The organism is Bacillus sp. DX3.1 (genome assembly GCF_030292155.1).
Taxonomy (GTDB): Bacteria; Bacillota; Bacilli; order Bacillales; family Bacillaceae_G; genus Bacillus_A.
On sequence record NZ_CP128159.1, the window covers coordinates 53,579 to 65,630 of the forward strand.

General features: G+C 33.1%; 9 protein-coding genes and 2 pseudogenes. 6 read left to right on the forward strand and 5 right to left on the reverse strand.

The genetic code is table 11. The features are described from left to right. Positions 1 to 558 precede the first annotated feature (558 nt). Entirely contained in the window at positions 559 to 1,254 is a 696-nt protein-coding gene (locus QRE67_RS26365) for an IS6 family transposase (RefSeq protein WP_286125538.1), read from the reverse strand. A gap of 774 nt (positions 1,255 to 2,028) precedes the next feature. Here QRE67_RS26365 and QRE67_RS26370 point away from each other — a divergent pair. The 4 genes and pseudogenes from QRE67_RS26370 to QRE67_RS26385 all read left to right on the forward strand — a co-directional run bounded on the left by QRE67_RS26370 (position 2,029) and on the right by QRE67_RS26385 (position 5,867). Next, positions 2,029 to 2,727, forward strand: a complete 699-nt coding sequence (locus tag QRE67_RS26370) for a DUF4145 domain-containing protein (protein WP_286125539.1) — start codon at positions 2,029 to 2,031, stop codon at positions 2,725 to 2,727. A 1,073-nt stretch (positions 2,728 to 3,800) separates the two neighbouring features. Then, on the forward strand, positions 3,801 to 4,331 hold the full coding sequence (locus tag QRE67_RS26375; RefSeq protein WP_286125540.1) for a DUF3967 domain-containing protein: 531 nt from the start codon (positions 3,801 to 3,803) through the stop codon (positions 4,329 to 4,331). A 311-nt stretch (positions 4,332 to 4,642) separates the two neighbouring features. Continuing rightward, positions 4,643 to 5,509 (forward strand): annotated as a pseudogene (locus QRE67_RS26380) (Rpn family recombination-promoting nuclease/putative transposase). A gap of 190 nt (positions 5,510 to 5,699) precedes the next feature. Continuing rightward, on the forward strand, positions 5,700 to 5,867 hold the full coding sequence (locus QRE67_RS26385; RefSeq protein ID WP_000625960.1) for a hypothetical protein: 168 nt from the start codon (positions 5,700 to 5,702) through the stop codon (positions 5,865 to 5,867). 85 nt (positions 5,868 to 5,952) lie between these two features. On the opposite strand, the gene QRE67_RS26390 is transcribed toward QRE67_RS26385, so the two are convergent. Then, a complete protein-coding gene (locus QRE67_RS26390) occupies positions 5,953 to 7,113 on the reverse strand; it encodes a tyrosine-type recombinase/integrase (protein ID WP_286125568.1) in 1,161 nt (386 codons plus the stop codon). Between the two features lie 357 nt (positions 7,114 to 7,470). Here QRE67_RS26390 and QRE67_RS26395 point away from each other — a divergent pair, with 357 nt between their 5' ends. After that, positions 7,471 to 8,454: a DNA-binding protein gene (locus tag QRE67_RS26395; RefSeq protein WP_286125541.1), complete on the forward strand. Its 984-nt coding sequence runs from the start codon at positions 7,471 to 7,473 to the stop codon at positions 8,452 to 8,454. A 275-nt stretch (positions 8,455 to 8,729) separates the two neighbouring features. Here QRE67_RS26395 and QRE67_RS26400 read toward each other — a convergent pair whose 3' ends face one another. After that, positions 8,730 to 9,437: an IS6 family transposase gene (locus QRE67_RS26400; RefSeq protein WP_286125542.1), complete on the reverse strand. Its 708-nt coding sequence runs from the start codon at positions 9,435 to 9,437 to the stop codon at positions 8,730 to 8,732. A 145-nt stretch (positions 9,438 to 9,582) separates the two neighbouring features. Between QRE67_RS26400 and QRE67_RS26405 the strand changes: the two genes are divergently transcribed. Next, a complete protein-coding gene (locus tag QRE67_RS26405; protein WP_286125543.1) occupies positions 9,583 to 9,894 on the forward strand; it encodes a heavy metal-binding domain-containing protein in 312 nt (103 codons plus the stop codon). Between the two features lie 150 nt (positions 9,895 to 10,044). On the opposite strand, the pseudogene QRE67_RS26410 reads toward QRE67_RS26405, so the two are convergent. Together QRE67_RS26410 and QRE67_RS26415 are read right to left on the reverse strand one after the other, a co-directional pair. Continuing rightward, positions 10,045 to 10,206 (reverse strand): annotated as a pseudogene (locus tag QRE67_RS26410) (helix-turn-helix domain-containing protein); the annotation flags it as partial. Positions 10,207 to 10,340: 134 nt separating this feature from the next. Further along, positions 10,341 to 11,579, reverse strand: a complete 1,239-nt coding sequence (locus tag QRE67_RS26415) for a YcaO-like family protein (RefSeq protein WP_286125544.1) — start codon at positions 11,577 to 11,579, stop codon at positions 10,341 to 10,343. Between the last annotated feature and the right edge of the window lie 473 nt (positions 11,580 to 12,052).

Consider the following 12,052-nt stretch of genomic DNA (forward strand, 5'->3'; position numbering starts at 1 on the left):
CTCTGCACTTATTTTTTAAAATTATCATACAAATGATCTGTATATCAAAGATGAATTGATGTACAGATCATTTGTGTGAGCAAAGTCCCTTTAGCATTATGAAGGGACTTTTTTAAATTTCTACATACTTGAGGTTCCGTCACATCAACATCAAGTTAAAGCACTTTTAAAACATTAAAAAGTGCTTTTTATTTTTTATAAATGCGAATGTAAACTTTCAAATATTAGTTTACTTTCAGTGATAGAGCTATTTCTATATAAAGTGAGAAGAGACAAGCATACCCAAATAGAAAATACCCAATAATATCAATCCTTTCAAGGTTTTTCGTATTTATCGTTTTAGTAAGTACAAAATTAATAAAAAAACCTACTAATTAAGTTTGATCGCTTTTAACACGAAAGAATTTTTTCTTGTATTACAAACTAAAAGTCCTATATATGAATGATTCTTTTTATATTTTCATTTGTGAAATCTTACAACACTGTCACCTTTATGTAAGGGGTTCTGTTGCAAAGTTTCTTAAAAGATAAACAAAGGCCTGAATATATGAAGAAATATTATGCGGCTACTAGTAATTGCTGTAATTCATGATACACCGAAAAGGCGGAGTCTATTTGAAGACTTCGCCTTTGTTTATACAGGGCATGAACGGTTTCGATTCCTTTTATCGTACGTGAAGCATGACGTAGATTTTGAAATCCGGAGGATTTGGCAAAACATCTCTTGACATGTCGATGGTCCTGTTCGATGAGATTGTTCAAATGTTTGATTGTACAATGAGTTGTATTTGAATAAAAACCTTGTTTTCTTAATTTATTAAATGCGCATAGTAATGCCGGCGCTTTGTCTGTTGTGAGAACCGTTGGTTCGCCAAATGTTTTCACTAACCTTTTCATAAAGGCATGGGCAGCCTGATAATCCCGTTTTTTACGAAGTTGAATATCCAATGTGTGCCCATCTTTATCTATTGCCCGATATAAATAACACCATTTTCCTTTGACTTTTATATAGGTTTCATCTAGCTTCCAAGATAATTGGACGTTTTTATTTTTCTTCTTCCAAATTTGATAAATAAGGTTTCCATATTCGTGAACCCAACGCATGATGGTTGTCGGGTGAACCGAAACACCACGTTCTTTCAGAATTTCAGAGACATCACGAAAGCTGAGATTATACCGTAGGTACCATCTCACTGTAAGAAGGATCATCTCAGGCTGGTAATGCTTCCATTTGAATACATTCTCCTTTTCCATACCAATCACGCACCCTTTCCAGAGTAATAGTATCAGTATGTCCAAGTTTAAGAGATTCTTTGCACCAAAACCACTTTCATAACGATCAATGTTTTATAAGAACTGTATAGAATGTCAATCTGATAGTAACTATCCTGTTACTATCACTCTCTAGAGTTTATATGAATATTTAAGACCCATTTCAAAATAGCCTTTGTGAATTAAACTGCAACAGGCTAGGGCGATTCAGCGTTCTAAGGCGGAGGGTATATTCCACTCACGTAAGGGTTAACCCTGGATATTATGTAACCATCCAGGCATTTTACATAGTTATTTAATCAAAAGCTATCTTATTCATGATAACTTTTTTATTGTTCCAAAATCCCTCTTGGTTTTTCTGTTTTAGCGCTACCCCTTGGTGTTAAAATGTGGGCATTTATGGTGATACTCTACTAGAAAAAACTATCATTTCCATATATTACAGATTGTAATTATGATTTTTAAAGTTATACTTTTTGTATAACTTTAAAAATTTTTATTATCAATTATATACTATATGGAAATAATAACTACTCAGCTATACCTTTAATTTAGGAGTTTCATAGGCGAAAATTCAGTCTATTTTTTTGCTACAACACAAACATGTGCGATACCACTACATCTTGTAATAAAACAGGTAAACATATTTGTTTAGTAAATTTTTCTAACTATCTTATATCTTCATGAGGTGACTGAATAGTTACCAGAAATATTTATATAAGTTACGTATTAGGGGTGAGTTTTTAGGAGGTTTAAATGAGAAAAATATTGCCAGGGGCCATTTTGTCTTATACCCAGTATGGATATTTAAAGGTTCCGAAAAATGTAAAAAGCGAGTGTCCTAAATGCGGTAAATCAGGTGAATTTACGTTAAAAACTAATTTTTACCATGTTACAAAAAGAGGATTATTCGCAGAAGGGCTTTGTTTTGAATGTAAAAAGCCATCAGAATTTGTGATTATGTTTAATGATTATATGGATCGAATAAATGAGGAAGTAGATGTTTATATTTATAGTCCTTCGGATTTAAGAGATCCTTTGGATCAGCTCGAACGCAATAAACATATCCCTATAGACCTTTTTAGGGCATATCGCTCTACTTTAAATGTCAGTCAGTCAAAAGATAACTCTGCTGCTGCAGTAATGTCAAAACGAGTTCTTGAAAGTGTCCTCAAACATTTTCTTGGAGAGAAAAATAATGGGCAGTCTCTTTCCCAGCAATTTGAGCAATTGCCAAAATATATCGATTTAACTAAACCGATTCAAGATGTTGGCCACCTCGTTCATCCGGACAGTCCTCTTTATGGGATGCTTGAATTGAAACAGGAAATTGATGATGAAACAGTAGCTTTATTAACAGAATTATTAGAAGTCCTTATCCAGTATTTATTTGTGTTGCCTGAAAAAATCGAATCAGTACATGATAAGATTGAACAGAAATTTAAAAAGGTGTAGCACGCACATTTTTAAATTTTTATACGCTAAGAGACTTTCAAAAACCAATAGCATAATTTCAATTGGGATTTTAATTTAAGATAAGTTTTGAGACACCATTTAAGCTATTTTTAGCTTATTTTACGTTGAAGTGCATTTGTCTCAAATACTTACCGACGTTTTTGAGATTAGGTGATTTTCTTAGATTAGTAAAATCAACGCTTTTTCATGCCGAATTTTGCTTAGCGTATATTTCCGTTAAAATGTGAGCGGTACGCCATACTCATTAACTTAAGAATTTTTCTATCCTCAAGTATAAAAAATGTTATTCTTTCTAAAATAACTAAATTATATTTCATAAAAATGTTTTAGACTGTAAAAGATATTTATAACCTGAAAAGGGATTTTCCATTCACATAATCATCGTTATCAGAAGTTGTTAAGTCCATTTTTTACAGGTGGTCCCAATATTTTGTGTTATGTATTCAAGCACCTTCACCAATAAAGATACCCCTTATCCTCATTATTCCCTGTAGAGAGCAGCAAACCCCTACGTCGTGCTACTGGGAGCACTATGATTTAGCCATATTCCTTTTCTTTTTCTCCAAAACAAATACAACGAATAAAGCAGTTAAGAAGAAAAGACCTGAGAGAACTTTGATTGATGTATGTGAAGCAAGTACTAGATCTTTAAGAAAACGGTTCTGGTGCAAATATATGAAGAAGAACGCGGATAATAGTAGATTCCTAGTGAAATCGTATTTTATGCTATAAGTCCAAACATTTGGTGGATGAACTCTTTCTGATTTTGGACAGACTGATTGGTCTTACCCCCGTCAAGTAGACAGCTGTAGAAAAAGACTATGCAGCCATAGAAAAAGAGATCTGTTTAAAATAAACGGATCTCTTTTTTTAAAATAAATTTCATATATCACATGGACCATTCGTATAAATTGTATGCAGGCTAGGTTGTACCCATGATACTACTTAAGATAACTAGATTATAAATAAATTGTTTATTTATAGGGGGTTTTGGCGAGGACAAGGAATCTCTTTCTAACATCACGAATGCTATAACGCGAGGTGATGGTGATATGGCTAATGAAGCAGGAAGCTCTCAGCTGGTGTATATTAGCAAGGACGTAGCGATGATGCTCAAGGTTCAAGAGTCAACTTTACGGAAGTACTGCATCATGCTAGAGGAAGCCGGATACCCATTCCATAAGAATGAGCATGGCCACAGGGGATTCCTAGATCAAGATGTTATCACGCTGAGACGGTTAATTGAGATTAAATCACATCCTGATATGACATTAAAACAGGCTTGTAACGCAGTAATGATATGGATAAAAGAGAAAGATGTATCAGAGGATGACACAAACGTTATAACAGAAGCCGAACAACATAACGAACGATATAATGAACTGAAAGAAATGATTCAGCAGCAAAACCATTTGCTAGAGAAACTGACACATAAATTAGATGCACAACAGCGGTATATTGATGAAAAGTTAGAGAAACGCGATCAGCAGTTTATGAGTGTGATAAGAGAGATACAAGAAGAAAAGAAAATATTATTAGAGACAGCCGCAACAAAGAAGAAACCATGGTGGAAATTATGGTAAATAGCTTTTTCTAAAAAGCAATTTTGTAATGTACCAAATATCTTTTGAACTACCCGACACATAATTCTCTTATGAGCTGTTTAAAATTGGGGATTGTTTCACGGAAATGGTGAGTAAAAGAGGAACTTTCACAAATTCATGTATACGCGAAGGGTTAGAAAGGACAGGTATCAGTTAAGATATACTTTACCAATGCATACGAAAAAATAACCACCCTGAAATACTGTACACACAGAAGAGGGATTTGCATACAAATCGATTTATCTTGTACAATAATACTAAGAAAAAGAAACGACAGGGAGAGGAAATCCATGTCCAATAAGTTAGTAAATTTACGAATTGATTTTGCGTTTAAACAATTATTTGGTACAAAAGGAAGTGAAGATATTCTCACTGGCTTTCTTAATGCCATTTTAGAAGAATCTTTAGATGTGCCGATTGTATCTTTACAATTGGAAGACCCACATCTCCACAAAGCATATGAAGATGATAAATTGTCCATTTTAGATTTACTCGCAACCCTTGATAATGGGACACAAATAAATGTAGAGATACAGCTCCGCAATACGCATGATATGATTAAACGTTCCCTCTATTATTGGTCTAAATTATATACCTCTCAAATGCAAGAAGGCATGCCTTATCGTTCGCTTCGAAAAACAATAACCATTAACCTATTAGATTTCAAGTTGTTTTCTAGTGAAGAAGCATTTCATACAACAGGGAAACTCTGGAATACAAGGACCCATCAAGTGTTGTGTGATGATATGGAAATCCATTTTGTAGAAATCCCAAAGTTAGTTAAACAGTGGCGCGAAGAAAAAGTGAACCCATGGGAAAATGCATTTGTTCGTTGGATGTTATTATTACCGGCACATGAAGATGAACATTTAACTCAAACACTGGAGGAGATTGCTATGAATCAAGATCCAATCTTACAAAAAGCGATGGATAAATGGGAAAATATGAGTCATGATTCTTCTTTCCGACTTGCATATGAAGCTCGTGAAAAGCTTTTACTTGATGAACAAGCGAAGCTGGCACATGCAGAACAAGAGGGTATGGAAAAAGGCAAAACTTAATTAATTCGTGGTATGCATAAGAGTGGTATGCCGTTAGCAGACATTGCGAAATTCACAGGTCTAAGTACAGAAGAAATCCGAAAGATATTATTATAATGCATGGAATTCAATGAATCGAGCAACTACATTCAAAGAGCCGCTCCTGTATCTATTCAGGAGCAGCTCTTTAGTTTTGGTGCAAAAACCCTTTCATACCACTTGTCTACTTACCTTATATCTTTTGAGAATATATCCACACCTGTCAGCGTATATATTAAATACAATAGATATGTGAAAGGGTGAGAGTATGATTTCATCATATTCAGTAAGATACATTTTAATAACGGGTAATACTTTTATAAAAAAAGTAATCACTGTATATGCATCTTCTGCGTTCTTTGCTATTGAAAAAATCAAAAAAGAATTAGAACGTCGCTTTTCTAATCCTACAAAAATTGAAGTCTATGCAGTATAAATATTTAAAACAATTCAAAAGGAAAGGTAAAACCGATATCGGTTTTACCTTTCCTTTTTTAAATTTATTGTGTATTAATTACATATTAAAATTCATCTTCACTAATTAAATTTCCTGCATCATTATCTTTAACCAGCCTTTGTTTTAAATAATTTTCTTTTGTCGTTCTATCATCTTTATGACCTACTGCGGCTGCGATAAGATGCGGTGGTAACTCTTTGTAATCGTACAAGTACTGTACATAAAAGTGTCTAAAGAAGTGAGGCGTTATTCTAATATCTTTCGTAAACGGTAGCTCCGTATCCTTAATAATCTTTGTAATGTACTGAGATAAATAATTTTCTCGATATGCTGTATGATTTTTGGTTTGAAAGATGGTACCACCATTTTTATTACCTATACTAATAGGAAGTCGTCGGCGTATACGAAAGGCAACAATACGATGAAAAATCTCCTTATTAATAGAAACAATTCTTTCACCATTACCCTTTGTATCTACAGTCAAGTAATACCGATCACGTATTGAATCAAATTCAAGATTTTCCCACTTCGCATGAGCAACTTCCGCGACACGTAACCCCGTTGTCGCAAGAATAGATAATAAAGCATAATTAATCTCGTTATCCTGATAATAGCGAAGTAACTGCTTTACTTCTTCATAGGATAAATCCCTCTTTGGTTTATGATGCTTGCCTACTGTGGTACTCAATACTTCTACATGAAGTGGCTCCTGAATATATCCGATTTCATATAACCATTTTAAATAGGATCGAATTACACCTAGCTTTCTACTTATTGTGGACGGTTTGTATTTCTCCTTGGATTGATAGGAAACTGCCTCCTCTGACAACCATCTCTGATAGTTACGGATATGACGTTTTCGTAGATTCCTCCATACACGACCATCTTCGTAATCTTTTACATCTTGCTGCAGAAACTCTTTGCTTTGTTTAATAAAAAAATAGAACTGACTTAGATCACGTGCATATAAAACACGTGAATTATCCTTTATCCGTTTTTCCTTATCAAAATGAGTTTGTCGGTTTAAATAGTAGTACAGTATCTCTTCATCAGAAAAACTATCATACGTTTGTTTATCTTCTCGTTCATTGTTTTCTTTTCTGTGCTCCGCTTGTTTTAGAATATCTTCATTCCAAATTGCAATTATATTTGCAAATTCTTGTTTTTGTTTTTCAATAATTTCTAAAGAACTATCCTTATGTAGTGTATTTATTTCAAATTTCATCATATATCAACTCCTAACGGAATTACAATATATTACTATTATAACCTATATACATGTAAAACTAGTTGTATAAAGAAATTAAACTTTAATTATTAGTAAATGAATAACAACTATAGAAAAACCCGCATTTTCTATGGTTGTAGTTAAATTATTTTTAAAAATTATCTTTTATATGTTTTCTAATTATAAAAAAGATAATTTAATTAGAAAATGAATTTATCTTTCACATATGTTTAAAAATAAATTAAGTGTTACTTGTGTTATAATTAATTTAAATCATATATTTTAGTAGCCTAACTTTACATAATAAAATTATAAATTTCACATAAAAGAAGATTACTCGTAGGAGGAAAGAGAATGTTTGAAATGCAAGAAATGAATATGAATACGAATGAAGTAAAGGCTTATTTAAAAATTAGTGGCTTCATTTTCAATACTCTTTTGAAGCAAGGTCAATTAAATCCAATTAATAGAGATACCTGGCGTTTAGATGGCAGTTTTTTATTTAAGCGAGAAGATATAGAAAAATTGAAAGAAGAACGTGAAACAGAAGGAATTACCTTATATCAGGCAACTAAAGATTATAATGTGAGTATGTATCAGCTTGAAAAGTGGATAGAAGAAGGGGATTTGACTTGTACTATACAGAAACATCGGAATCGTGAAACGAAATTTGTAAAAGAGGAAGAGATACACGGACTGGTACAGCAGTTGGATCAGACAAATACTCTCTATACATTCTCACAAAAGCATAATGTAGTATTGTTCCAAAAATTTATGGAGGGTAATAAATTAGCACGCATTATATCCATTCCGAAGCGTGGGGATATTTTGCTTATTGATGAGTTTGGAAACAATATGACACTAGAAGATGCAACTAAAATGGGGTATAAGCCCTCATATGTTCTATCCGATAAACCAAGAAGTCATCATCAAAAGTTTGTAAAATTTCGTTTTCCTAAATCAGATCAATTACGTAGTAACATTTTTCACTTAATTGATTTAGTACTACAGCATGTATCACCACGAAATATTAAGGTTTCTGAGGAAGATGGATTCTGGTATTTTGATGTTCGTCAATCTATTATTCAATTACCAATGCAAATGCAGGTAGAATGGATTGATTGTTTAACCCCGTATATAATAGAAGGAAAACTAACAAGACGTGTTAATAATAGCGTGTATTTAGATAGCAGCAGCGTGACTAAATCAGTAACGATCACAAGCAATGAATACCATTCAATTACAAAAATTGTACAAGAGACGAACAGTTCTATTGAAGAATTTATTGCAAGTGCAATCCGAGATAAAATTAATCAACATATGTTGTATAAACACTAAAATCTTCATCACATTAGAAAGATACCAATCAAAAAAGAACCACTGTACTTCTAGTGGTTCTTTTTTTGTTGCAATAATCTATAAATACTTTAGCAGTAAAGGTAGAAATTAATTAATTCGATAAATTATTAAATTAAAATCTAGCATGACTACAATCCTCTGAAATGCATGAAAATGTCCCATTAAAAAAATGTTTTAGACTATAGAAAAAAGGGTTCTGGTGCAAAAATAAATTATAAAAAAAGTAGGACCTGAATTTCCTACTAAATTACAGATTATGATGCGATACCAAACAATTTATCAATGAAATCTTTTTGATTTTGGGCAGACTTTACCCCTTGATGAAGTTGCTTCTTTTTCATCATATGCATCGCTTCTATGCCACTCAGTATGTAAGTGGCTGTACGAAATGACTTGAATCCTAACATCGAACGCACTCGCTTTTTAATAAATCGATGATCTTGTTCCACGATGTTATTGAGATATTTCACTCGCCTTATTTGGATGCCTACAGGCATCTTTTTTTCATTCTTCAACTCTTCAATTGCTATAGGATAGGCGGGATTCTTATCGATGGTTATCACACGAGGCTGTGAAACATGAAAAGACTGCAAAGCTTTCTTGAAGAAACGCTTTGCAGCCTTGTGATTTCTTGTTTTGCTTAGGTAGAAATCAATGGTGTTTCCTTCTGAATCAACTGCACGATATAAATACATCCACTTTCCTTTGACCTTAATATACGTCTCGTCTACTCGCCAAGAATCATTCGTTTTCTTAAGATGACGACGAACTCTCTTATCTAACTCAGGACCATATTGGTGAACCCAACGCATAATCGTTGTATGAGCAATGGATAAGCCCCGTTCCTCCATCATTTCGACTAAATCACGAAAACTGAGGTTGTACCGTAGGTACCATCTTACCGTTAATAAGATAACATCAGGCTGATAATGTTTCCACTTGAATACATGTTCCTTTGCCATACCGATCACACCTTTTCTAGAGTAATAGGATCAGTATGTCCAAGTGTTAGAGATTACTTACACGTATATTAAAGTTTTTGCACCAGAACCATAATAAATGTATAAGAAATAATAAATTTTTAGATATTATAGGAGAGTGCTAGTAATGATTGTAACAACAACTAATACTATTCAGGGTAAAGAAATTATTGAGTATGTAGACATCGTAAACGGTGAAGCAATTATGGGTGCAAATATCGTACGTGATATCTTCGCTTCTGTTCGTGACGTTGTCGGTGGCCGTTCTGGTGCATATGAAAGTAAATTGAAAGAAGCACGTGATATTGCAATGGAAGAAATGAAAGTTCTTGCGAAGCAAAAAGGTGCAAATGCAATTGTCGGTATTGATGTAGACTACGAAGTCGTTCGTGATGGAATGTTAATGGTGGCTGTAAGCGGTACAGCGGTACGTGTGTAACAATACATAAAAAAGGAAGAGAATTATAAAAATTCTCTTCCTTTTTTATGTGTTCATAGATTTAGTGATACAGAAAAAGGGGTACGGAAACGATTCGAAGAATAACCCACCACAACCGAAAATTTTTCCAATTTAGGCGGGTGTTTTTTCTTATATTTTATCTTGTAGTTTTCTATATAAAGCGGATCTTGAAACATTGGTAATTTCACAAATTTGTTTTACTGTCATATTTCCTTCCTCATAAAGTTTAAGGGCATAATGCATTCCAGCATGTTTTTCATGGTACTTTTTAACCCGTCCTTGATACATTCCGCATCTAATTTAAATTAGATGCTTTTTTGTTTTGTCGAAAATATATGAGGTACCATCAACAAACGTTAAAATGTTGATGGTACCTCATATAGGGCGGATTAGCATTTTTCTTAGTCCCCTTTATAGGGTGTTTTTTATAAACTGGACTGTAATTTAAGATTCTTTTTCATACCTCTTTCGGACGGGAACACCAATTGACCATTTGTAATCAATAAAAAACGCTCCATTTGTGGAATTAGTACATGTATGATTTTTATACCATTGGAAAACTCTTTGACTGGAGAATAATAGATAGAAAAATGTTGTTGGTGCAATCGTTCTTGCATTTCTTCGATGTAAAGTATTAAATTACGTTCTGAAAATCTCGGAAAATCCTCAAACGAAACATAAGTTGCTGGAAATTGATTAAATACGGAACACATATTCATTTCTGCACAAGCATAATGACGAGGATACGGCTGTAATTGATTCAAAAAATGCTCTCGATGTGCTAGCTCATCACCAATATTTGCAGAAGCGATATGATTCACTTGAACCAATTCTGTAATACTTCGCAAGATAGCATATTCAGGGTATAAAGATGTACCGAGCCCAAATATACCAGTATGCTTTTTATTTTTTGTAACAGCTAATATAGTTGGAATTGCAACTTCCGTTGTTATATTCAATAGTATAATTTCCTCTTGTAACTCCTCTTCTGCATGTACAATCGTTTCTTTTAGGGATGATGGAAGTGTATTTGGATGAATTATATTTAATGTATGATCTGGCATATCATAGTAGAAATGCCGAAGTAGGAATAAAGAAAAGGCATCCCTTTCAATGACTTCATTCGTTGCATGAATAATCGCTTCATGTAAAGTGGAACCAATAGCTGTTCCACTATTAGAACTGTATCGTTGTACTTTCTGATACTGATAAGTATCCGTTTCAATTGGATGTTGCATATAATGTGGATTGGCAATAAAAAATGGATACCATACATGTTGTTGTGTATTATTCAAAGCATAGTATTTTTTACAAAGTAATTGTTGATCTGGTTCTTCTACTATCAATTGCATAACACGCTCTCCGTTAAATATCGGGTTCTTCGCAATATGATGAGAAGAAAAATAATCACACTCTTTCATTGGCATGTTCTCCAGAGTATAATGCTCTAAGGCCTCAAACAATGCGCCTAATTCATTGTACTTCCCTTTTCCTACGCCGAATGATTCAATCTGTTGATTTAAATTAAATAATTCCACGTATGTGGTTTGTATTTTATCTCCAAAAGCTCTTTTTTTCACCGAAAAACTTAATTCTTTGAACGTATCCATAATACGTTGATGCGCAATTTCTTCTAAGGTTTCTCTTTCCCAAGAATATAGCATTCTAATAACCTCCAGTTAAATAAAATAAAGTAAATGAATACAATCTTTCATGGATTTATGTATAGATAAAGAGGACATCATAAGACTGTCCTCTTTATCTTCTTTATTTTTTTTCTTGTAGTTTCTGTAATTCTTTTGTTTCAGACACTGTTAATTTAGGTTCATGATTTTCACTTGTTACTATAATCCAACGTCCCATTATGAACTCCTCCTTCATTATATAATCATGTGGTACATCCAAATTATAGAGGGAAAATATTGGAAAAACAACCTATTTTTATGAAAATTCTAATTTCTCAATAAATTAAATTTCTATAATTACACTTTTGAGTGTAATTATAATTTTTATGTATTTAGTGATAAGGAGAACTCCCAATATTTCCATATAAGTATACCTTTTCGAGCAGTTTTTATTCTCATGCATCTAAACATAAAAGAGTTCTTGATACGTCTGCAAAAAAACATACCAAAAG

Excerpts from the sequence above, each read along its gene's own strand:
- QRE67_RS26415 (WP_286125544.1), bottom strand. The coding sequence starts at position 11,579 with ATGCTATATTCTTGGGAAAGAGAAACCTTAGAAGAAATTGCGCATCAA.
- QRE67_RS26375 (WP_286125540.1), top strand. The coding sequence starts at position 3,801 with ATGGCTAATGAAGCAGGAAGCTCTCAGCTGGTGTATATTAGCAAGGAC.
- QRE67_RS26370 (WP_286125539.1), top strand. The coding sequence starts at position 2,029 with ATGAGAAAAATATTGCCAGGGGCCATTTTGTCTTATACCCAGTATGGA.
- QRE67_RS26365 (WP_286125538.1), bottom strand. The coding sequence starts at position 1,254 with ATGGAAAAGGAGAATGTATTCAAATGGAAGCATTACCAGCCTGAGATG.
- QRE67_RS26385 (WP_000625960.1), top strand. The coding sequence starts at position 5,700 with ATGATTTCATCATATTCAGTAAGATACATTTTAATAACGGGTAATACT.
- QRE67_RS26390 (WP_286125568.1), bottom strand. The coding sequence starts at position 7,113 with ATGAAATTTGAAATAAATACACTACATAAGGATAGTTCTTTAGAAATT.
- QRE67_RS26405 (WP_286125543.1), top strand. The coding sequence starts at position 9,583 with ATGATTGTAACAACAACTAATACTATTCAGGGTAAAGAAATTATTGAG.
- QRE67_RS26400 (WP_286125542.1), bottom strand. The coding sequence starts at position 9,437 with ATGGCAAAGGAACATGTATTCAAGTGGAAACATTATCAGCCTGATGTT.
- QRE67_RS26395 (WP_286125541.1), top strand. The coding sequence starts at position 7,471 with ATGTTTGAAATGCAAGAAATGAATATGAATACGAATGAAGTAAAGGCT.